22 protein-coding genes are annotated in these 23,688 nt (G+C 37.8%); all 22 read left to right on the top strand.

The window, feature by feature from the left end; genetic code table 11:
• Positions 1–136: 136 nt before the first annotated feature.
• Positions 137–1,069 (top strand): 16S rRNA (cytosine(1402)-N(4))-methyltransferase RsmH, encoded by a 933-nt coding sequence (gene rsmH, locus LKW28_RS11510; RefSeq protein ID WP_229140508.1) that lies wholly within the window; start codon positions 137–139, stop codon positions 1,067–1,069.
• 35 nt (positions 1,070–1,104) lie between these two features.
• Positions 1,105–1,464, top strand: a complete 360-nt coding sequence (gene ftsL, locus LKW28_RS11505; protein ID WP_229140507.1) for a cell division protein FtsL — start codon at positions 1,105–1,107, stop codon at positions 1,462–1,464.
• 2 nt (positions 1,465–1,466) lie between these two features.
• Positions 1,467–3,671 carry a penicillin-binding protein gene (locus LKW28_RS11500; RefSeq protein ID WP_229140506.1) on the top strand — a complete coding sequence of 735 codons (2,205 nt, stop codon included), beginning with the start codon at positions 1,467–1,469 and terminating at the stop codon, positions 3,669–3,671.
• Positions 3,672–3,824: 153 nt separating this feature from the next.
• Entirely contained in the window at positions 3,825–5,780 is a 1,956-nt protein-coding gene (locus tag LKW28_RS11495) for a stage V sporulation protein D (RefSeq protein ID WP_229140505.1), read from the top strand.
• A gap of 209 nt (positions 5,781–5,989) precedes the next feature.
• Positions 5,990–7,453, top strand: a complete 1,464-nt coding sequence (locus LKW28_RS11490; RefSeq protein ID WP_229140676.1) for a UDP-N-acetylmuramoyl-L-alanyl-D-glutamate--2,6-diaminopimelate ligase — start codon at positions 5,990–5,992, stop codon at positions 7,451–7,453.
• Entirely contained in the window at positions 7,454–7,783 is a 330-nt protein-coding gene (locus tag LKW28_RS11485; protein WP_229140504.1) for a hypothetical protein, read from the top strand.
• A gap of 112 nt (positions 7,784–7,895) precedes the next feature.
• A complete protein-coding gene (gene mraY, locus LKW28_RS11480) occupies positions 7,896–8,870 on the top strand; it encodes a phospho-N-acetylmuramoyl-pentapeptide-transferase (protein ID WP_229140503.1) in 975 nt (324 codons plus the stop codon).
• Complete coding sequence (gene murD / locus LKW28_RS11475) at positions 8,871–10,223, top strand: UDP-N-acetylmuramoyl-L-alanine--D-glutamate ligase (protein ID WP_229140502.1); 1,353 nt, start codon at positions 8,871–8,873, stop codon at positions 10,221–10,223.
• A gap of 99 nt (positions 10,224–10,322) precedes the next feature.
• Positions 10,323–11,423, top strand: coding sequence for a stage V sporulation protein E (spoVE, locus tag LKW28_RS11470; protein ID WP_229140675.1), 1,101 nt, complete (start codon positions 10,323–10,325; stop codon positions 11,421–11,423).
• 299 nt (positions 11,424–11,722) lie between these two features.
• The gene (gene murG, locus LKW28_RS11465) at positions 11,723–12,811 is read left to right on the top strand and encodes an undecaprenyldiphospho-muramoylpentapeptide beta-N-acetylglucosaminyltransferase (protein WP_229140501.1); all 1,089 of its coding nucleotides are present in this window, start codon (positions 11,723–11,725) and stop codon (positions 12,809–12,811) included.
• Positions 12,812–13,021: 210 nt separating this feature from the next.
• Entirely contained in the window at positions 13,022–13,930 is a 909-nt protein-coding gene (gene murB / locus LKW28_RS11460; protein ID WP_229140500.1) for a UDP-N-acetylmuramate dehydrogenase, read from the top strand.
• Between the two features lie 199 nt (positions 13,931–14,129).
• Entirely contained in the window at positions 14,130–14,933 is an 804-nt protein-coding gene (locus tag LKW28_RS11455) for a cell division protein FtsQ/DivIB (protein WP_229140499.1), read from the top strand.
• Entirely contained in the window at positions 14,917–15,624 is a 708-nt protein-coding gene (locus LKW28_RS11450; protein WP_229140498.1) for a DUF881 domain-containing protein, read from the top strand. Before LKW28_RS11455 ends, LKW28_RS11450 begins: the two co-directional genes overlap by 17 nt.
• A gap of 41 nt (positions 15,625–15,665) precedes the next feature.
• Positions 15,666–16,376 (top strand): DUF881 domain-containing protein, encoded by a 711-nt coding sequence (locus LKW28_RS11445; protein WP_229140497.1) that lies wholly within the window; start codon positions 15,666–15,668, stop codon positions 16,374–16,376.
• A gap of 18 nt (positions 16,377–16,394) precedes the next feature.
• Positions 16,395–16,757 carry a small basic family protein gene (locus LKW28_RS11440; protein WP_010282644.1) on the top strand — a complete coding sequence of 121 codons (363 nt, stop codon included), beginning with the start codon at positions 16,395–16,397 and terminating at the stop codon, positions 16,755–16,757.
• A gap of 130 nt (positions 16,758–16,887) precedes the next feature.
• The gene (ftsA, locus tag LKW28_RS11435; RefSeq protein ID WP_229140496.1) at positions 16,888–18,180 is read left to right on the top strand and encodes a cell division protein FtsA; all 1,293 of its coding nucleotides are present in this window, start codon (positions 16,888–16,890) and stop codon (positions 18,178–18,180) included.
• 45 nt (positions 18,181–18,225) lie between these two features.
• Entirely contained in the window at positions 18,226–19,377 is a 1,152-nt protein-coding gene (gene ftsZ, locus LKW28_RS11430) for a cell division protein FtsZ (RefSeq protein WP_229140495.1), read from the top strand.
• A 266-nt stretch (positions 19,378–19,643) separates the two neighbouring features.
• Complete coding sequence (gene spoIIGA / locus LKW28_RS11425) at positions 19,644–20,570, top strand: sigma-E processing peptidase SpoIIGA (RefSeq protein WP_229140494.1); 927 nt, start codon at positions 19,644–19,646, stop codon at positions 20,568–20,570.
• A 75-nt stretch (positions 20,571–20,645) separates the two neighbouring features.
• Positions 20,646–21,365, top strand: coding sequence for an RNA polymerase sporulation sigma factor SigE (gene sigE / locus LKW28_RS11420; protein ID WP_229140493.1), 720 nt, complete (start codon positions 20,646–20,648; stop codon positions 21,363–21,365).
• Positions 21,366–21,503: 138 nt separating this feature from the next.
• Complete coding sequence (sigG, locus tag LKW28_RS11415; RefSeq protein ID WP_229140492.1) at positions 21,504–22,286, top strand: RNA polymerase sporulation sigma factor SigG; 783 nt, start codon at positions 21,504–21,506, stop codon at positions 22,284–22,286.
• 181 nt (positions 22,287–22,467) lie between these two features.
• Positions 22,468–22,713, top strand: coding sequence for a YlmC/YmxH family sporulation protein (locus tag LKW28_RS11410; protein ID WP_229140491.1), 246 nt, complete (start codon positions 22,468–22,470; stop codon positions 22,711–22,713).
• A 152-nt stretch (positions 22,714–22,865) separates the two neighbouring features.
• Positions 22,866–23,687 carry a peptidoglycan editing factor PgeF gene (pgeF, locus tag LKW28_RS11405; RefSeq protein ID WP_229140490.1) on the top strand — a complete coding sequence of 274 codons (822 nt, stop codon included), beginning with the start codon at positions 22,866–22,868 and terminating at the stop codon, positions 23,685–23,687.
• Position 23,688 lies beyond the last annotated feature (1 nt).

Below are 23,688 nucleotides of genomic sequence, written 5' to 3'. Positions count from 1 at the left end.
GTCACGATTTTTCAAAGGAAATTTTTCGAACTTGTTCGAAAAAAATCGGACTGCAAATACGCCATCGCGCATTTGATTTATCTTTTGTGTGAAAGATAATAAGAGTACAACAAAGATGATTATAAGAGGTGTCAGCATGTTCGAACATAAAACCGTTTTATTAGAGGAAGCCGTAAACGGATTAATGATAGACCCAGATGGCATATATGTAGACTGTACACTTGGTGGTGCAGGACATAGTTCATACATAGCTTCAAAGCTTTCAAACAAAGGCAAGCTATATGCATTTGATCAAGACGATATCGCAATCAATAATGCGAAGGACAAGCTTGCTGAATATGGTGAAATTGTAACAATCATCAAAAGTAATTTTGCGAACATAACTGAAAAATTACATGAACAAGGTGTAACTGCCGTTAATGGCATTTTGTTTGATTTAGGTGTTTCATCCCCACAATTGGACACCCCGGAAAGAGGATTTAGTTATCACCACGATGCCCCACTTGATATGAGAATGGATCAGGAAGCATCATTATCTGCCTATGACATTGTTAATCATTGGTCATATGAGCAGATGGTAAGAATCTTTTTTCAATACGGTGAAGAAAAGTTTTCAAAACAAATCGCTAGAAAAATTGAAGCAGCACGTGAAAAGAAACCAATTGAAACTACCGGTGAATTGGTGGAATTAATTAAAGAGGGGATTCCAGCAGCCGCAAGAAGAACTGGCGGACATCCGGCAAAAAGGATTTTTCAAGCAATTCGAATTGCAGTAAACGATGAGTTAAAAGTTTTTGAAAATGCAATTCATCAATCAATTGATCTTCTTGCAACAGGAGGAAGAGTGAGTGTTATTACTTTTCACTCGCTGGAGGACAGAATTTGTAAAGTTTCCTTTAAAAAGGCAAGCGAAGGTCCACCCCTTCCGCCAGGGATTCCAATCATTCCTGATGAATACAAACCAACATTAAAACTTATTACAAGAAAACCGATATTACCTACAGAAGAAGAATTAGAGGTAAATAACAGGGCTCGTTCTGCAAAGCTTAGAATCGCAGAAAAGCTTTAGGCAAAAAATAGGATAGGTACTTAAGGAGGGATATGATGGGTAATTTAGCATACAAAGTAAGACAAACAGAAAACTATCAACCAAATCAGTCACCAAAGACGCAACCAACTAGAAAGAAATTTCGATTTTCATTAGGGGAAAAGGTATTAGGGATTATATTTTTCGCAGCTGTGATATTCTGCGCAATTCATATCATATCTAACCAAGTATCGATCTATCATACAAACATCGAAATCCAGAAAATCGAAGCGTCAATCAATCAACAAACGAAAACAAATAGTGACCTTTATGTACAGGTACAGGAATTGAGCGAATACGAACGTCTTTGGGAAAAAGCGAGAGAGCTTGGTCTTGATTTAAAGGAAAACAACGTGAAAGTTGTTCAAGGGAACTAATTATGAAAATGAAGATTAAAAATACCAATATAAACAGAGGAGCAGCATTTATTAGTATAATATTTGCTTTGCTCTTTTTTACATTGATGGCAAGATTTGTGTATATCCAAGGTAAAGGTAAGGTTGATGGTGTCGTATTAGCAGCATTAGCTGAAGAAAAATATACGAAACAAAGAGCTATTGAAGCACATCGTGGAACGATTTTTGACCGCAATGGAAACCCAATTGCTGAGGATACTTCTTCTTATACCGTAGTGGCGATCCTTGATGAAGATTTAACTGTAAATGAAGATGACCCTCAGCATGTTGTTGATCCTGAAGAAACGGCTCGCAAACTTTCACCATTTTTAAAGATGGATGAGAACGAAATGTATGAGGTTTTAACGAGGGATAAAAAACAGGTTGAGTTTGGTACTTATGGCCGAGATATTAGTACAACTCTCAAACAGGAAATTGAAAGCTTAGAATTGCCGGGTATAGCGTTTAGAAGAGAATTAAAACGCTACTATCCGAACGGGACTTTTGCATCACATGTTGTTGGATATGCCCAAAAGGTGACAGATAAGAAAACGAAAGTGACGGAAACGATTGGCAAGATGGGTATCGAACAAAGTCTTAATAAGTATCTTCATGAGGAAGATGGCTATATGAAATTCCAGAGCGATAGGAAAGGCTATAAATTACCAGACGCCAAAGAGCAGATCGTCGCTCCTGATAATGGAAGCAATGTTTATTTAACAATTGACCAAACCATTCAAACGTTTCTTGAGGATGCCATGAACATGGCGGTTAAGGAATATGAGCCCGAAAAAATAATTGGTGTTGTGGCAAACCCAAAAACTGGTGAAATCTTAGCAATGTCGACAAGACCGAGCTTTGATCCAAATGTAAGAAACATTGAAAATTACTTGAATGACGTGATTGCCTATCCGTTTGAACCGGGTTCAACGATGAAAATTTTCACATTGGCTGCTGCGATTGAAGAGGGAGTGTATAATGGGAATGCCTCCTTTGCTTCGGGAAGTTACAGTGCTGGTGGAGAAACGATTCGGGACCATAATCGGAGCGGATGGGGGACGATTACTTATGATGAAGGTGTGCTTAAATCTTCAAACGTTGCGTTTGCAAAGCTCGCAAATGAACAATTAGGAACAGATAAATTATTGGAGTATTTAGGTCGTTTTGGACTCGATCGACCAACTGGCATCGATTTGGAAGGCGAAGTTCAAAACACGATCAATTTTAAATGGGAGATTGATAGAGTTTCAACTGCGTTTGGTCAAGCATCCTCTGTTACTCCGATTCAGCAGATTCAGGCAGCAACTGCAATCGCCAACGGCGGTAAGATGATGAAACCATATGTTGTTGATAAAATTGTTGACCCTGATACAGATAAAACCGTTGAGGATCACAAGCCTCAGGTTGCGGGACAACCTGTTTCCGAAGATACAGCTAAGAAAGTTTTACAGTTATTGCGCCAGGTAGTAACAGATGGAACAGGAAAAGCTTATAATCTCGAAGGCTATGAAGTAGCTGGAAAAACAGGTACTGCCCAAATACCGAGTCCGACTGGCGGTTATCTAACAGGAAGAGGTAATTTTTTATATTCATTCCTTGGAATGGCACCTTTGGATGATCCAAAATTAGTTATTTATGTTGGCGTTCAACAGCCTAAGCTTAAGGAAACAGATATTGGTCACGAGCCAGTGGCCATTATCTTTAATCATGTGATGAAAAATAGTTTGCAGTATTTAAATATTCAACCGGTTGAACAAAATCCGGAAAATAATGTGAATGTAGATAAAGAGGTTGAAGTAGATTCCTACGAAGGACGTTCAATTGAAGAAGCTAAATCGTCGATTGAAAAACAAAAGCTTAAGGCAACAGTGATCGGAAATGGAAAGAAGATAATCGCTCAAAGTCCAAGGCAAGGTGAAAAAGTTCTGCCTAATGAACAGGTATTACTTCTTACTGATCAGGAAGCAACCTTACCTGATATGACAGGTTGGTCTATAAGGGATGTTATGAGAGTTGCGGATTTAACAAATATTCACGTTTCAAATAATGGGAATGGATATGTTGTGCAACAAAGCTTGGCACCTGGGTCTATTATAAAAGATGGTGATAAATTATCCGTGAATTTAGAACCGCCATACACACCTCAAGAAGAAACAGCTGAAAAAGAGAATAGTGAAGAAGATCAATAAAGGAACTGATTTCAGTTCCTTTTTCTTTTGGAAACAATTGTATATTGTCACTTTCGTTCTATCTATTTCTGTATAAGCATATATTTAGACGAGCCTTGGATTTTGAATATGCTCATGCCTTGGCGCTTACGTTGTTATAGGAGGTACAGCAATATGCGAGTTTCGAATGTGACAGTGCGAAAAAGATTATCATTAGTACTATTTATAGGGTTTTTAATATTTTTGATAATTGATGTTCGCTTAGGCTATGTTCAATTTTTTGTGGGGAATAAGCTAACTGCTCTTGCGAAGGATTCATGGAGTCGGGATATTCCGTTTGAGCCGGAACGAGGGAAAATACTTGACCGGAATGACGTCGTCCTAGCAACCAACCAGAGTGCTCCGACTGTTCTAATTGTACCACGGCAAATTGAGAATCCAGCTGAAGCAGCAGAAAAACTTGCTTCCGTGTTAAATATGTCTAAAGAAAAGGCGTATAAAAAAATTACTGAAAATGAATCAAAGGTCTATATTAACCCTGAGGGCAGAAAGATATCCCATGAAAAAGCCAATGAAGTTCGCGCACTTGGGATAAAGGGTGTATACATCGCGGAGGATTCCAAACGCCATTATCCATTTGGCAGCTATCTCTCACATGTATTAGGCTTTGCAGGAATTGATAACCAAGGATTAACAGGACTTGAGAAAAACTATGATGAAGAATTGAAAGGTGAAAAAGGAAGTGTGCAATTCTATTCCGATGCAAAAGGAAGAAGAATGCCTGATATCGCTGATGATTATACGCCACCTAAAGATGGTCTTGACCTAAGGTTAACGATTGATACGAGAATCCAATCCCTTATCGAACGTGAACTCAATAATGCCCAAGCCCAATACAACCCGGATGGAATAATTGCAATAGCGATGAATCCTAATAATGGCGAAATTTTGGCCATGTCATCAAGACCAGATTTTGATCCAGCAAACTTTCGAAATGTTCCACAAGAGGTGTACAACCGCAATCTCCCGGTTTGGAGCACTTATGAACCTGGTTCTACCTTTAAGATAATAACATTAGCTGCTTCTTTAGAAGAAGGCAAAGTAGATTTAGATAAGGATCATTTTAATGACCCTGGATTTGTAAAGGTGGGAGGAGCAACTTTAAAATGTTGGAAACGCGGCGGTCATGGCCATCAGACATTTCTAGAGGTTGTTCAAAACTCTTGTAACCCTGGTTTTGTTGAATTGGGGACAAGATTAGGCAAGGATACATTGTTTAAGTATGTTCGCGATTTTGGTTTCGGTCAAAAAACAGGAATTGACCTTCAGGGAGAAGGTACTGGCATTCTCTTTAAACCAGAGAACGTAGGGCCAGTAGAATTAGCGACAACAGCATTTGGTCAAGGGGTCGCTGTAACACCGATTCAACAGGTAACAGCTGTGGCTGCAGCTGTAAATGGGGGAACCTTGTATAAACCATATGTGGCAAAGGAATGGGTTGATCCTGTGACAGGAAAAGTGGTGAAGAGCAACACACCTGAAGCAAAGCGAACTGTCATCTCTGAAGAAACGTCAAAACAAGTCAGATATGCACTTGAAAATGTTGTAGCCAGAGGATCAGGTGGTGGGGCTTATGTGGATGGGTATCGTGTAGGCGGTAAAACCGGTACTGCTCAGAAATCCAAAAAAGGTGGGGGCTACCTCCAAAATAATCATATTGTATCATTTATTGGCTTTGCTCCGGCAGATGACCCGCAAATAGTCGTCTATATTGCCGTTGATAACCCAAAGGGGACTGTACAATTTGGTGGTGTTGTTGCAGCACCAATTGTTGGAAATATCATGCGTGAAGCGCTGCCGCTTCTTGGAGTCGAAAAACGCGAAAATCAAATCGAAAAAGAAATGAGATTATGGACGGATAAAAAATATCTTGAGGTTCCAAATTTGATTGGGTTAACAAAGAAGGAATTGCAACAACAATTAATGAATATACAATTGGATATCAGTGGAGAAGGAACTGTCGTTGTTGACCAAGCGCCAAATGCGGGAGAACGGGTACAAGAAGGAACAACATTACGGATCCATCTTGGGGAAGCCACAGATAAAAAAGAACCAAAAGACAAGAATTAAGCAGCCAAAAGGATTCCCCTTTTAGGCTTCTTTTTTCTATAAAAAGGAATACCTTTAATATAGAGGAATAAAATTTTTTGTAAGGTGTCCTTTTTTAGAAGTTTATTAGGAAAATAGGGTACTAGACAATACATATAGACTAGAGTAATATGTTAATCTGATGCCCAATTCTTGAGAATTTTTTTCGAGAGGGAATGGTAAAATTCATGATAAAATTACAGGACCTGTTAGCGAACCTGCATGATTTTACGGAAAAAGGTAATGCCAATCCTTCTATCACGTCTCTTGAAATGGACTCAAGGGAGGTAGTGAAGGGAAGTTTGTTCTTTTGTGTAAGAGGAAATACATTTGATGGTCATCTGTTCGCAACACAAGCCGAAGCAAAAGGTGCTGTTGCGATTATAGCGGAAAAAGCTGTTCAGGTGTCCATACCGGTCATCATAGTGAAGGATACAAGAAGAGCGATGGCTGTTATAGCAGACGCTTTTTATCAGCACCCCACACACAAGCTCCAATTAATAGGGGTAACGGGGACGAACGGGAAAACATCAATAAGCCATATTATTGAAGAAATTTTTAGTGCAGCCGGGGAAAAAACGGGCCTCATTGGAACCATGTATACAAAAATCGGAGAGAAAACGATTGAAATGAAGAATACAACTCCAGAATCTGTTATGCTCCAAAAGTATTTTCATCAAATGATGTCTGCAAAAGTGACTAGAGCTGTAATGGAGGTTTCTTCACATGCTCTCGATATCGGAAGGGTACATGGATGCGATTTTAATATTGCGGTGTTTTCAAATTTGACACAGGATCATTTGGATTACCATCGGACAATTGATGAGTATCGAAGAGTAAAAGGTTTGTTGTTTGCTGGTTTAGGAAATCGTTTTGACAAGGATAATCCGAAATATGCGATTTTAAATAATGATGACCCGGCTTCAGAGGAATATGCAAGATCAACGTCAGCAACAATTGTTACATATGGCATACAACAGACGGCGGATATTATGGCTTCTAATATACGGATGACAGCATCTGGGACAATATTTGAGCTATTAACACCTGTTGGTTCATACGAAGTGAAAATGAAGTTAATTGGACAATTTAGTGTGTATAATGTGTTAGCTTCAATCGCAGCATGTATTGTTTCTCAGATCCCAATTCACACAATTATTAGCGCAGTCGAACAGGTTAATGGCGTACCCGGACGTTTTGAAATTGTGAACGAAGGGCAAAATTTTACTGTAATTGTTGATTACGCACATACCCCGGATAGCTTGGAAAATGTCTTAAAAACGGTTAAACAATTCGCAAAGGGGAAAATAAATGTAATTATAGGATGTGGCGGGGACCGAGATCGGTCAAAGCGTCCAATCATGGCCCGGATCGCAACAACATTTGCGGATGTCCCAATTTTTACATCAGATAATCCTCGCTCAGAAGATCCAATCGAAATTTTAAAGGAGATGGAAGCGGGGGTAGTTGGTGAAGCATATATCACTATCCCAGATCGTGAAAAAGCAATATTTTATGCTATTTCAAATGCGTCTGAGAATGATATAATAATTATTGCTGGCAAAGGACATGAAACCTATCAAATCATTGGGAATAAAACTCATTCATTTGATGACCGCCTTGTTGCAGCTCGTGCAATTAAGGAGTTGAATTAATTGTTATCCAATCAAGATATGTGGAATCTTTTTGAAGAGGCGTATGGCATCAGGAATCAGAATTTTGATTTTGAAGAAGTGGTTACTGATCCAACAATTTTAACAAAAAGAGGGCTATATATTTCACTTGAACAAGAAAAAAGGGATGAATTTTTAAAGCAGGCACTTTATAATGGTGCAATTGCAGCGGTTTGGCCAAAAGATGAAAAATTACCGCTGTTTCTTCCCAATCATTTCCCTGTATTCGTAGCAAAAGATCCACTACCAGTACTTAATAAAATCATAGAATTTTATCTAAAAAAATTGAAGAAAACGGGTTTGATAAAATGACAAAATTTAAACTATTTACAAATGTAGACTTGGGAAAAGACAAACAAACAACAGATCAAATAAAGTTGCTAGAAAAAAAATTAACAATGATTGAAAAAGGGAGGGGATAAAGATGATTGAAGAAGTGGTTATTTATTCGATTGCAATTGGATTTATCATAAGCGTCGTTCTCTCCCCCATTTTTATCCCTTTCTTACGTAGATTAAAATTTGGACAAAGTATCCGTGAGGAGGGTCCTAAATCACATCAAAAAAAATCGGGAACACCTACGATGGGTGGAATCATTATTATGGTTTCGATTTTGCTCACCACGATTTTGGTCTCAAATCGATTAGGGGAACTTTCGGTAACGACATATTTACTTTTATTTGTAACATTAGGATATGGGATATTAGGTTTCTTAGATGACTTTATTAAAGTAGTCTTGAAAAGGAATCTCGGTTTGACCTCCAGACAAAAATTAATCGGTCAAATCGTTATTGCTATCATTTTTTATTTTATTTTTAAACAAAATAATTTTTCAACGGCGATTTCGATCCCTGGGACAGAATTTGAGTTTGATTTAAAAATTCTGTATGTACTCTTTTTAATCTTTTGGTTAGTTGGATTCTCCAATGCTGTCAATCTAACGGATGGTTTAGATGGATTAGTGTCAGGTACATCGGCTATTGCATTTGGAGCATTTGCAGTATTAGCTTGGAACCAAGCTCAATATGACGTTGCTATCTTCTGTGTAGCAGTAGTTGGAGCAGTTCTTGGATTCCTTGTATTTAATGCAAACCCAGCAAAGGTATTCATGGGTGATACAGGTTCACTTGCACTTGGCGGTGCAATTGCAACGGTTGCCATTATGCTTAAGCTCGAAATCCTTCTCATATTAATCGGTGGCGTTTTTGTAATAGAGACATTGTCTGTTATTATTCAAGTTATCTCTTTTAAAACAACAGGAAGACGTGTGTTTAGAATGAGTCCTTTACATCACCATTACGAATTAGTGGGATGGTCCGAATGGCGGGTTGTTGTGACATTTTGGACGGTGGGTTTATTATGTTCGATTCTTGGAATCTATATCGAGGTGTGGATTTAATTGAAAAATACATTGAAATTTACTAACAAACATATTTTAATACTTGGACTTGCAAAAAGCGGCTTTGCTGCTGCTAAAGTACTTCTTGATCTTGGTACCCGCCTTACAGTTAATGACCAGAAGCCATTTGAAGAAAACGAGGCTGCTCAGGAGCTTGAAAAAATGGGAATAAAGGTAGTATGTGGAGGTCATCCAATTGAAATTATGGATGATCATTTTGACTTTATTGTTAAAAATCCCGGGATCCCTTATACAAACCCAATTCTTGTAAAGGCGATAGAGAAAGGAATTCCGGTTATTACGGAAGTGGAACTTGCCTATCATATTACGCCTGCAAACTTTATTGGTATTACAGGTTCTAATGGAAAGACAACAACGACAACATTAATTTTTGAAATGCTTAAATATGGCAAGAAATCTCCATTGATAGCTGGAAATATTGGTACAGTAGCCTGTGAGGTTGCGCAAACAGCGAATAAGGAAAATATTATCGTTACAGAACTTTCCTCCTTTCAATTAATGGGAATTGAAGAGTTCGCTCCGAAAATATCTGTTTTACTAAATATTTTTGATGCGCATCTTGATTATCATGGAACGAAGGAAGATTACGTGAAAGCAAAGGCAAGAATCTTTGAAAATCAAACAGAAGAAGATTATAGCGTTATTAATGTTGATGATAAGGATGTTGTAAGTGCTGCTGAGGGTGGCCGAGGAAAGAAAATTCCATTTTCAACGAAACAGCAACTACTAACAGGTGCTTATATTAAGGACCAAGCTATTTATTTTGATGAAGAAAAGATCATTGAAAGTAAGGAAATTGTTTTACCAGGTGTCCATAACTTGGAAAATATTTTGGCTGCTGTTGCGGTCGCAAAGCTTGTTGATACGCCAAATCGTGCTATTGTCCAAGTACTAACAACCTTTACGGGGGTAAAACATCGCCTCCAATATGTTACTTCGATTCAAAACCGCAAATTTTATAATGATTCAAAAGCAACGAATATCCTTGCAACGAAAAAGGCGATTTCTGCTTTTGAACAACCGATTATTTTGTTAGCGGGCGGGCTTGATCGCGGGAATGAGTTTGATGATCTCATTCCGGAACTAACCCGTGTTAAAGCGCTGGTTCTGTTTGGTCAAACAGCGAAAAAGCTTGAACGAGCTGGGAAACTTGCTGGAATAGAAATTTTAAAAACTGTCGATAATGTTGAAGCAGCGGTTAATACGGCTTATGACCTTTCAAATGAGGGTGACGTTATTTTATTATCACCTGCATGTGCAAGTTGGGATCAACATAAAACATTTGAAGAAAGAGGAGACATTTTTATAAACGCCGTGCATAAGCTTAAGTAAGGGCTTGGACAATCTAGAGCAAGGCTTGTGGTGGAAAACATTACATCCACTTACAGATTGTCACCATAAGCTCTGAATCTAGAATGTAGAGGTGTTTTGATTGTGACCCAAAAAACGACTCCGGATATTATATTAATTATTACAACACTTACACTATTAGCAGTTGGATTGATTATGGTATATAGTGCCAGTGCGATATGGGCTACATATAAATTTGATGATTCATTTTTCTTTGCTAAAAGACAGCTTCTGTTTGCAAGTGTTGGAGTCATTGCCATGTTTTTTATCATGAATGTCGACTATTGGACATGGAGGACTTGGGCAAAGGTCCTTATCATTATTTGTTTTGTTTTATTGGTTGCAGTATTAATTCCTGGAATTGGAATGGAACGTAACGGTTCGCAAAGCTGGATTGGAGTTGGAGCGTTTTCTATCCAACCTTCAGAGTTTATGAAATTAGCGATGATTGCGTTTTTGGCTAAATACCTATCAGAAAATCAGAAGAAAATTACCTCCTTTAAAAAGGGGTTAATGCCGTCCTTAGCGCTTGTTTTTCTAGCATTTGGAATGATTATGTTACAGCCGGATCTAGGGACAGGAACAGTTATGGTTGGTACTTGTGTAGTGATGATTTATGTTGCAGGAGCAAGAATCTCCCATTTTGTCGGATTGGGTTTAATCGGTGTGGTTGGGTTTGTAGCCTTAATTTTATCAGCCCCATATCGAATTAAACGAATTACTTCCTTTTTAGATCCGTGGGAGGATCCGTTAGGAACTGGGTTTCAAATTATCCAATCTCTATACGCAATTGGCCCGGGAGGTTTATTTGGATTAGGTTTAGGTCAAAGCAGGCAAAAGTTTTTCTATCTGCCAGAACCGCAGACCGACTTTATCTTCGCAATCCTGGCTGAAGAATTAGGATTTATCGGCGGATCATTTGTCATTATTTTATTTAGTATTTTACTATGGAGGGGCGTACGAATTGCATTAGGCGCACCTGATTTATATGGAAGTTTTCTTGGAATCGGGATTATTGGAATGATTGCGATTCAAGTGATTATCAATATCGGAGTGGTGACGGGTCTTATGCCTGTAACGGGTATTACTTTGCCGTTTTTAAGTTACGGCGGTTCTTCCCTGACCCTAATGCTCATGGCGGTCGGAGTCCTTTTAAATATTAGTCGGTATTCGAGGTATTAAGCACAAATCACATGAATATATGTTATACTATAAGATGGTTTAACCCTGTTTACATGAACAGGGTTAAACTACTTTTAACTAAATTCAGTCGGGATCAAGCCCCACTGAATTTAGTTAAAGCCTCCGGCGGATGCCTCAGATTTTCAAAGGAAGTTTTCGAGCAGTATGATTAAAGACTAAAAACGCCACATCCTGTGGCAACGTCTTTATGACCCACTTCCTGTGGGCCTAAAAATCTGGGCGCAAATATGCCGAGGCATTTTTGACTTAAATTAAACTTCCAAACGGGAGGAGTTTCCTTGAAAATAGTTGTTAGCGGAGGAGGTACAGGAGGACATATTTATCCTGCACTTGCCTTAATCAAAGAAATAAAAGAGTTAAATCCAGCAGCTGAGTTTCTCTATATTGGCACTGAAAAAGGGTTGGAAAGTGGCATAGTGACGCGGGAAGGGATTTCTTTTAAAACGATTCATATCACAGGGTTTAAGCGAAGTCTTTCCTTTGAAAATATTAAAACAATCACGCGGTTTATAAAAGGGGTCAGTGATAGCAAGAAATTGATAAAAGAATTCGAGCCAGATGTGGTAATTGGTACAGGCGGTTACGTATGTGGACCTGTCGTCTATGCAGCATCTAAATTACATATCCCAACAATTATTCATGAACAAAATAGTATTCCAGGACTCACGAATAAATTTTTAAGCCGTTATGTCGATAAAGTAGCAATTTGTTTTGAAGAAGCCGCGGAATTCTTTCCCAAGGAAAAAGTCATTCTGACAGGAAATCCGCGCGCTTCTGAAGTGATTGGAAAAGACGGCAGTAAGGGAAAAGAATCTGTTGGTCTTAATAGCTCTCAAAAATCTGTTCTATTAGTTGGTGGAAGCAGGGGAGCGAAGCCATTAAATGATGCTTTTTTAAATGCCCTAGCTGAGGTGAAAAACAAGGATTATCAATTTCTATATGTTACAGGCGAGGTTCACTATGAAAATGTACTTAAACAAGTAAAGGCAGTTGGAAATCCTGAAAATGTCATTATCAAACCATTTATTCACAATATGCCAGAAGTACTAGCAGGCGTAGACCTTGTTGTTGCTCGTGCAGGTGCAACAACATTAGCTGAGCTAACTGCTTTAGGACTGCCAAGTATCCTAGTGCCAAGTCCATACGTGACAAATAATCACCAAGAGAAAAATGCCAGGTCCCTAAGTGATAAAGGGGCTGCGATTTTACGCCTTGAAAAGGATCTAACAGGTACCCAGCTTATTAAGGACATTGACTCCATTCTTTTAAACTCAATAAAGCAAGAGGAAATGAAAAAAGCATCCTCACAAATAGGTATACCAGATGCCGCAAAACGGCTATACAAGGTAATGCATAATCTAATCTAATGTCTAGCTCAAGAAGCCATCGGCTCGAGGTCACAAGTCAATCGCTTCGGAAGGCAAAAAGCGCCTTCTGTCAGCGCCTGTCTTCTGCTTGTCGCCGATAGACGGGCTCCTTGCGCTTTTCTTATAGGCAAAAGTACCATGAAGCACACATTGGGCATATACTATTTGTAATATTTGTTCCAAGTGAAAATGCTGATAAAGGAGGTTAATATGGACAATATAGTAAAGGAACTTCAAGAGGCAAATGTTGGGAAGGTTTTAGTGAATGAGCCTTTATCAAAGCATACAACGATTAAAATTGGTGGTCCTGCTGATATATTCATCGAACCAAATAGTATTAAATCATTAAAAGAGACACTAGATATTATTAAAAAGCATGGCATCAAATGGCGAGCAATTGGAAGAGGTTCCAACCTTCTCGTATCTGATAAGGGGATAGAAGGAGCAGTCATCAAGTTAGGTAATGGCCTAAACCATATGGAACTCGACGGTACTACACTTACTGTTGGTGCTGGATATTCAATCGTAAGCCTTGCTGTTCAAATTGCAAGAAAAGGATTATCAGGACTAGAATTTTCCAGTGGGATACCTGGTTCCATTGGTGGTGCTGTGTATATGAATGCAGGAGCTCATGGATCTGATGTATCGAAGGTACTGACAAAAGCACATATATTATTTGATGACGGCAGCTTTGAATGGCTGTCGAACGAGGAAATGGAGTATTCCTACCGTACCTCAATCCTTCAAAAAAAGCGACCGGGAATTGTGGTGGAAGCAGAATTTCAATTAACAGAAGGGGATAAAGCAGATATCTCAGCAGTAATGAAAAAAAATAAAGAATATAGAAGAGAAACGCAGCCATGGGATCTACCTTGTGCCGGCAGTATTTTCCGTAATCCGCTTCCTAATTATGCGGGACAATTAGTTGAAAAATCAGGCTTAAAAGGTTACTCCATTGAAGGAGCAAAAGTTTCTGAAATGCACGGTAATTTTATAGTCAATGCAGGAAACGCAAAAGCGCAGGATGTACTTGATCTAATAGAATTTGTAAAGGAAAAAGTTTATACTTTACATGGTGTGCGAATGGAAACAGAAGTTGAAATAATTGGTCGAATGTAGTCAGTTTCTACACCCATTTCTTAGGAAAATATGATATAATACAATAACATGTATGTGTTACTGTATTTATTAATAAACGGCATGTATACATGCCGTTTATTCTTTCGTTTAAAGCATTTTTATAAATGGTATTTTTCTTATACCAAAAATCATAAATAATTTTGTAATTCTAGGGATGCCTAGAACGGGGTGAATGTAATTGGCAAAGCAAAAGGTTGTTACTATAGAAGACCGAATTCCAAAGCTAAAGCAACGGAGAAAGCAAAAGGCTAATCGACGATTGATTATGTATATCACGTTTTTCTTTTTTTTACTTTCCGGAATTCTTTATTTCCAATCTCCTTTTAGTAAAATTGGCGATATTACCATTACTGGCAACCAAAATATCTCATCCGAACAAATTATTAGCTTAAGTAAATTAGAAGTTGGGACAAGCTTTTGGAAGGTTGATAAAGATATTGTTATGCAAAACATTAAGAAACACCCAGAAATTAAGGAAGTAAAAATTGAAAAAATACTTCCCAATCATATTCAGCTAAATGTTAGTGAATTAATAAGGGTAGGATATATAAGTGGCCAAAATTCTTATTATCCAATCCTTGAAAATGGAAAAATTATTGACAAGCCACAAGAATTCGGTTCAAAATCAATACCCGTTGATGCACCTATTTTAGTTGACTGGGAAGATGAAGCCCTAACATTGCTTGCAAAAGAACTAAAAAAAGTCCAACCGTCAATCTCCAAGCTTATTTCTGAAATTCATCATACCCCCACAGAGTATGATCCTCTTCAGATGACCTTGTTTATGACAGATGGGTATGAGGTAAAAGCCACGGTTAGAAATTTTGCGAAGAATATCACCGCTTATCCGACGATTATTAGTGAATTGGATCCGGCCCTTAATGGATACATTGAACTAGATGTTGTACCAACATTCATTCCATACGAATACGAGAACGAAGATATTGATGAGGAGATGGTAACAGGTGAAGGTGAAGGGTAAGCACGTCATACTCTCATTTGTTTGCTTAGTTCTGGGCTTTATGATTTCATTCTCGTACCAATTTACAAAAGAACAGTTGGAATCAAATCAGGTTACTGAACAACAATGGAACGAAGAATCTAAAATAAGAACTGAATTGAATGATCAAAACGAAAAAAATAATCAACTGCAACTAAAGTTGATTGAAAAACAAAATCAAATTCAAGCAATTGAAGAAGAGCTCGCAAAAGAAGAACAGGAACAAATTTATTTCAATCTTGTCGAAGAAGTAGAAAAGTATCGTATGGTTGTAGGGGAGATTGGTGTAAAGGGTCCGGGAGTTGTCGTTACACTTGAAGATTCTTCTTACGTGCCGTCTGGGCAGGATGTGAATAATTATTTAGTGCATGAAAGTCATTTATTCAAGGTTATAAACGAACTTTATGTATCAGGTGCCCAAGCCGTTTCTGTTAATGGGAAAAGACTTGATGCTAATTCTTATATTTACTGCAATGGTCCTGTTGTTGTCGTAGACGGTAACCCTTTTCCAGCTCCATTTGTGATTTCAGCAATCGGTGATCCAAATGTACTGGTACCTGCTTTGAATATGAACGGAGGAATCACTGACCAATTGATTCAGGATAATATTGTAGTGAAAATTGAAAACAAGGCACAAATTCAAATGGATCCACTAATTAATGCAAAAAAATAATACGTATTTAATGTTTTGCTACAGAAGGCTAGGTGGTTTTGTTGGACAAAAAAACGGGCATTAGCTTCACGGTTATTACTTGTATAATAGGGTTTATGGTTGCTGTCCAATTTCAAACCATTAAAGAACCTGAAGTACGTGATACCCGTGATTTATGGGAATTACGGGAGGATCTAAAACAATCCCAAGAATTATATACAGAGCTTTTAACAAGAATTTATACATATGAAGCAAAGCTGGAGCAATATGAAGGTGAACGAGATGATAGTAAAATAATGATTCTGAAGGATACTCTAGATGAATTGAAGAGAGAAGCTGGGCTTACACAAGTTTCAGGTCCCGGAATCACAATTACAGTTGAGCAATCGTTCAATGAAGCAGGCAAGCAAGCGACAACGATAACACCTAGCTTGTTAAGATGGTTAGTAAATGAATTAAATTCTTATCAAGCAAAGGCAATTTCTATTGATGGTCATCGAGTAATAACAACTACGGTTATCCGTGAAATACAAGGAAGACCGAAAATCGACTCGTATTCCATAGGTTCATTGCCAATTGAGATAAAAGTGATTGCTGATGATGCAGAACGTATTTACAATAAGCTAAAAGCATCGGAAGCAGAGCGGCAGTTTTTCATTGACAATTTGCGGTTAAAAATCTCAAAGCCAAGTAAAGTCGTAACGATTCCAGCGTATGACGACCCAATTAGGATTACAGAAATGCAGCCTAATATGGAACCAGATAAAAAGTGATAAAGGTGGAACATAGTCATGTGGCTCCCAATCTTCGGTTTAATAGTCGGAATCATTCTCGGACTGTTATCGGAATTTAAAATTCCGGCAGAGTATTCAAATTACTTATCAATTGCGGTTTTAGCAGCACTTGATACATTATTCGGTGGTATTCGTGCACACCTGCAAAATATTTATGATCAGTCCGTCTTTGTTTCTGGTTTCTTTTTTAATATTTTATTGGCTGCAAGTTTAGCTTTTCTAGGTGTACATCTTGGTGTAGACTTGTATTTGGTAGCCGTTTTTGCATTCGGAGTAAGGCTTTTCCAAAATATAGCGGTTATCAGACGAATAATTTTATCCAAATGGAGCCTTTCTCGTGATAAAATAGAAAAAAATTGATTTTTTATAAAGGGAAAACCCCTATGGTTGTTGAATATTTTTCATATACGAAAATTCATATGAAAAATTGGCTGTTGTTGTTCGCAATGAATATTTGAAATGTGTTATGTAAAAAAGGAGGTGCCACAGAATGAACAGCAATGAAATATGTGTTAGTCTTGACATCGGTACATCCAGTGTTAAGGTAATCATTGGTGAGATGGTTGATGATTCTCTTAACATAATAGGTGTGGGTAATGTTAAATCAGAAGGTTTGAAAAAAGGTTCAATTGTAGACATAGATGAAACCGTTCATTCTATTAAAAAGGCAGTTGAGCAAGCAGAAAGAATGGTAGGCATTTCTATTAATCAAGTAGTTGTATCTGTTCCAGCAATTAATGTTCAGTTACAGGATGCCCACGGTGTTGTGGCAGTTTCTACTGAATCTCGTCAAAACCGTGAAATTAGCAATGAAGATGTCCTACGTGTAATCGACGCCGCACAATTTATTTCTCTGCCACCAGAGAGAGAAATTATCGATATGATTCCAAAGCAATTTATTGTAGATGGATATGACGAAATTAGTGATCCGCGTGGTATGTTAGGTGTTCGCCTTGAAGTGGAAGGTACTATTATTACAACTTCACGTACAATCCTACATAATCTGCTTCGTTGTGTTGAAAAAGCAGGACTTGATATCGCAGCAATATCTTTACAGTCTCTTGCGTCTGGTTCAATCTCATTATCCGATGATGAGAAAAACCTAGGAGTTGCTCTCGTTGATATTGGCGGAGGATCTACTACGGTTGCTCTGTTTAATCATGGGTATTTAAAAGCAACAAGCGTCCTGCCGGTTGGTGGAGACCATATTACAAAAGATTTAGCAATTGGTTTGAGAACATCTACTGAAGATGCAGAGAAGATTAAAATTAAACATGGACATGCCTTCTATGATGATGCTTCGGATGAAGACGTATTTAACGTTCCAATTATTGGTAGTGATCAACAAGAACAATTTACCCAATTACAAATTTCTGAAATCATCGAAGCAAGACTAGAAGAAATTTTACAGTTAGTTCAAAAGGAAATTAAGAAAATGGGTGTAGGAGATCTTCCAGGTGGCTTTGTTCTTACAGGTGGAGTAGCAAATATGCCTGGAGTACTAGAGCTGTCACAACTTGTATTACGAAGTAATGTTAGAATTGCAAAGCCTGACTATATTGGTGTAAGAGAACCTCAATATGCAACAGGTGTAGGCTTATTGCAGTTCGCTTATGAACAAGCAAGAGTTCAAGGAAGAAAAATTAGCACCACGGTCCAGGTGGAAAGTCCTGAAAAAAGACCAGTTAGACAGCCTCAGGCGAAAAGTCACCCTAAAAACTCAAAAGAAGAACAGAACATTGGGAAAAAGGTTAAGAGGTTTTTTGGTCTCTTCTTTGAATAAACAGTTTACAAGAGAAGTATATTTGCAAATTAGGAGGATCTTATAATGTTAGAGTTTGATACAAATGTTGATCAATTAGCTACAATAAAAGTAATAGGTGTAGGTGGCGGTGGAAATAACGCGGTTAACCGAATGATTGAACATGGTGTTCAAGGTGTTGAGTTTATCGCTGTTAATACAGATGCCCAAGCTTTGAATCTTTCAAAAGCTGAGGTAAAAATGCAAATTGGCGGGAAATTAACCCGTGGATTAGGAGCTGGGGCAAATCCAGAGGTAGGTAAAAAAGCTGCAGAAGAAAGCAGAGAACAAATTGAAGAGGCACTTAAAGGAGCAGATATGGTATTCGTAACTGCTGGAATGGGTGGTGGAACAGGAACAGGAGCTGCGCCTGTGATAGCACAAATATCGAAGGATCTAGGTGCTCTAACAGTAGGGGTTGTAACAAGACCATTCACTTTCGAAGGCAGAAAGCGTCAAACGCAAGCTGCTGGAGGTATCTCTGCAATGAAGGAATCAGTAGACACTTTAATCGTTATTCCAAACGATCGTCTTCTTGAAATTGTAGATAAGAATACACCAATGCTTGAAGCATTCCGTGAAGCCGACAATGTATTACGTCAAGGTGTACAAGGTATTTCTGACCTAATTGCTGTTCCTGGATTAATTAACCTTGACTTTGCTGACGTAAAAACAATCATGTCTAATAAGGGTTCTGCACTTATGGGTATCGGTGTTGCAACCGGTGAAAACCGTGCTGCAGAAGCTGCTAAAAAGGCAATTTCAAGTCCATTACTTGAAACATCCATTGATGGTGCACAGGGTGTCCTTATGAATATTACTGGTGGAACAAACCTAAGCCTTTATGAAGTTCAAGAGGCTGCTGATATTGTTGCATCAGCTTCAGACCAAGAAGTTAACATGATTTTTGGATCTGTTATCAATGAAAACTTAAAAGAGGAAATTGTGGTAACTGTTATTGCTACTGGTTTTCAAGAGACAGTGATTGATCCAGCAGCACGTCCATCACGTCCTTCTTTTGGCACTAAACCACAATCGCAACCACAAGTACAGGCTGCACCAAGAAGAGAAGTGAAGCGTGAAGAGCCAGTACAAGAAGTAAATACACGTGGTTCGGTTCATATTGAAGATGAAATCGATGTTCCAACATTCTTACGTAACCGTAATAGAAGAGGATAATTAAATATCTCAAGAAATAGGAAAAGGCATTTGACAAGGAATTGTTGAATGTCTTTTTTCGTGTTTCCCCCGTTTAATTCTGTTCTTACTTCATTCACAGGTAAACTGACAAAATAAGAACTTATCTTTCAAAATTTCTCTTTTGTTATCGGCATGAAGTGACAGACTTCCATATAAGATGTACTATATACTATTTTTATGCTAACTAGTTTTACGTCAATTGCGTTCGGAAAAGAGCTGTAATTATAGGTGAAAGGAGAAATAGATTGTCCATTTATTTAGATGTCATTTGGTTACTGAACTTTTTCTTTGACGCCCTATTATTACTTTTAACTGCGATGATACTAAAGCGTGAAATAGTTAAATGGCGAATCCTTGTGGCTGCTTTAATTGGATCCTTAGTAGTCTTGATTGTGGTTTCTCCTTTTGCGGCATTTGGGTCACATCCTCTTACAAAACTACTCTTTTCCATCTTGATTGTAGGAGTCGCTTTTGGTTATAAACGTTTTCGGTATTTTATACAGGGGCTCTTAACCTTTTATTTTACTACTTTCATGATTGGGGGTGGAATGATAGGGGTCCATTATTTCTTGGAATTTGATGTCCGAGTATTTGATGGCACAATCCTTACGCAATCTACTGGTTATGGGAATCCAATTAGTTGGGGATTTGTACTAATCGGTTTTCCACTCCTCTGGTATTTTTCCAAAAATAGAATAGATGACATCGAAACGAAACAAGTTTTTTATGATCAGATTGTTGATGTAAAGCTTGAAATAGATGATGTTATTTTACATTTAAAGGGTTTAGTTGACAGCGGAAATCAATTATTCGATCCGATTACAAAAAGCCCAGTTATGATTTTAGACATGACGAAATATGAGGAGTTGTTTCCTAAACCATTAATCGACCAGTCTAAAAATATCGAGTTATTAACAAATGATTCATCAACAGAATCACATAAATGGGAAAGTCGTGTAAGACTTATTCCGTATCGGGGGGTTGGACAAGAGCATCAATTTTTACTAGCCGTTAAACCAGATCAAATTACGATCTACCAGGAAAATGAAGAAAACATTGTGAAAAAGGGACTTGTTGCCTTTAACCATACAACATTGTCGACAGATGGGGATTATGATTGTATTGTTCATCCTAAAATGCTAATTTCATCCTCCATTAAGACAGCTTCTTAATAGGTAAAATGAACGAATTGATTCCTATAAATATCATACTCACAGTTTTTACAAATTAGAAGGGAGAACTTTCCTGTGACAAAATTAAAATTAAAACTTACATATTGGTGGTATAAGCTTTTAATAAAATTAGGCTTAAAAACAGATGAGATTTATTATATTGGTGGGAGTGAGGCATTACCGCCACCCTTGTCAAAGGATGAGGAAGAGGTCCTTTTAAACAAGCTTCCTAGCGGAGATAAGGCTGCAAGGTCAATCTTAATTGAAAGAAACTTAAGACTTGTGGTGTATATCGCACGGAAATTTGAAAACACGGGAATTAATATTGAGGATTTAATCAGTATTGGAACAATCGGTTTAATTAAAGCGGTTAATACATTTAATCCAGAAAAGAAAATTAAACTAGCAACCTATGCATCAAGATGTATTGAAAATGAAATTTTGATGTATTTACGCCGTAATAATAAAATTAGGTCTGAGGTGTCCTTTGATGAGCCATTGAATATCGATTGGGATGGCAACGAATTATTATTATCTGATGTACTTGGAACCGAGGAAGACATCATCACAAAGGATTTAGAAGCAAATGTCGACCGCAAGCTATTAGTAAAAGCTCTCCATCAGCTTAATGACCGTGAAAAACAAATTATGGAGTTGCGTTTCGGATTAATTGGCGGTGAGGAAAAAACACAAAAAGATGTGGCAGACATGCTCGGAATTTCACAGTCATATATTTCAAGATTGGAAAAACGAATCATCAAACGCCTTCGTAAAGAATTTAATAAAATGGTGTAATCAAAAAAAGCTGATAGTTGTTGGTTTATACGTTTTTTTATAACAGTTTTGGAAATAGTTGTGAATTAAAAATGCATATTTTTCCCTCTAACGGAGATACTTAACTTTGTACAGCAACTCCTGTTAGGAGGGAAAGAATTGACTCGAAATAAAGTAGAAATTTGTGGTGTTGATACTTCGAAGCTTCCAGTATTAAAAAATGAAGAGATGCGGCATTTATTTAGACAAATGCAAAGTGGTGAAGATTTGTCAGCCCGCGATAAACTCGTAAATGGAAATTTACGACTTGTGCTCAGTGTTATTCAACGTTTCAACAACAGAGGAGAATTTGTGGATGATTTATTTCAGGTCGGATGTATCGGCCTTATGAAATCAATCGATAATTTTGACCTCGGTCAAAACGTAAAATTCTCCACCTATGCAGTACCGATGATTATCGGTGAAATACGACGCTATTTACGAGACAACAATCCTATCAGGGTGTCGCGCTCACTGCGGGACATTGCCTATAAGGCATTGCAAGTAAGAGAGCGTTTGATGAGTGAAACATCGAGGGAACCAACGGCTGAAGAGATCGCCAAGGTACTTGAAGTACCACACGAGGAAATTGTTTTTGCACTTGATGCAATTCAAGACCCTGTATCATTATTTGAGCCGATATATAATGATGGAGGAGACCCTATTTTTGTAGTAGACCAATTGAGTGACGAGCGAAATCGCGATTCTAATTGGATTGAAGAAATTGCCTTAAAAGAAGGGATGAGACGATTAAATGATCGTGAGAAACTAATCCTTCGCAAGCGATTTTTTCAAGGAAAAACACAAATGGAGGTTGCTGAAGAAATCGGAATCTCTCAAGCCCAAGTCTCACGTCTTGAAAAAGCAGCAATTAAACAAATGAATAAGAATATCCAAAATTAATAATGGAACCAGCCCATTTTGTGGACATGTTATAGCATGAATAACGGAAAGTAATTAGACATTCGGATGATTCGAATGTCTTTTTTAATGTTAAAAATGAACTAGTCTTCCTAACTGTCTATTTTTGTCTCATAAAAAGCGGTGAGATCGTCATATAGTTAAGATAAGGGGGGCGGGGGATATGGTGAAGATTTCTGATTTTCAGGCAAAGGATGTTGTAAGTGTAATAGACGGGAAAAGACTTGGCAATATTGGGGATATCGATATTAACTTAACAACCGGAAAAATCGAATCGATCGTCATTGGCGGTTATGGAAAAGTATTAGGTTTATTTGGTCGCGATGAGGAGATCGTGATTCCGTGGAAAAATATTATAAAAGTCGGCAAGGATGTCATTTTAGTTCGAACGCAAAATAATATAGAATAAGCTTAGCTAAAATTAGACATTTTTCCTAACATATTCTCCTTTCTTTTGCTAAGATGTGATAAAATAGGCAGAAGAAGGGTTCATTTTTCGAAAAAAATAAAATATTGCCGACCTATCTAAAAGGTTGATTATGTGAATATAAGGATGTTGTTATGAAGCTTGAACCATTTATTCAAGATACAGAGCAGGTTTTAAAGGTCACGAGCTGGAGCAAGTTTTCTGATAAGCTTGTAGTTGGATTCACGACTAAAAATGGGGGAGAAAGCAAAGGGGAATTTGAATCCCTTAATCTGGGTTTGCATCTTTATGATCAGGATACATTAGTTCGTTCCAATCGTAAACAACTTGCAGATATACTTGATTTTCCGCCAGAAAACTGGGTATGCTCTGAACAAACACATAAAAATAAAATTGCCAAGGTTTCAAAAAATGATCTTGGCGCAGGGGTTTTTACATACGAAGAGGGCATAAAGGATACGGATGGATTATTTACGAATGAGAAAAATATTCTGTTAACCCTTTGTTTTGCTGACTGTGTTCCACTATATTTCTTTACACCTTCGAAACAAATCATTGGAATTGCACATGCGGGCTGGAAGGGAACTGTCCAAGATATTGCAGGTGAAATGGTTCGTGCTTGGGGAACTGAAGATGTTAAACCAGATGAAATTCAGGCTATCATCGGACCATCAATTGGTCAATGCTGCTACATCGTTGATGATTATGTTATCAATTACGTGAAAGGTTTGGACAATATTAATTCCGCCTCATACGAAAAAATGGCCGATAACAAGTATCGATTGGAATTAAAACAACTGAACTATCAACTTATGGTAAGAGCGGGAATTCCTCCTGAAAATATTCAAGTTTCCTCATATTGTACATCTTGTGAGAATCAGCTTTTCTTTTCACATCGAAGGGATGCCGGGAAAACAGGAAGAATGATGAGTTTTATTGGTTTTAAGGAGGATTAAT

This window comes from Bacillus sp. REN16, from assembly GCF_020731355.1.
Taxonomy (GTDB): Bacteria; Bacillota; Bacilli; order Bacillales; family Bacillaceae_L; genus Ferdinandcohnia.
The sequence above is the reverse complement of the archived record's forward strand: the minus strand, read 5'-3'. Positions and strand labels throughout refer to the sequence as shown.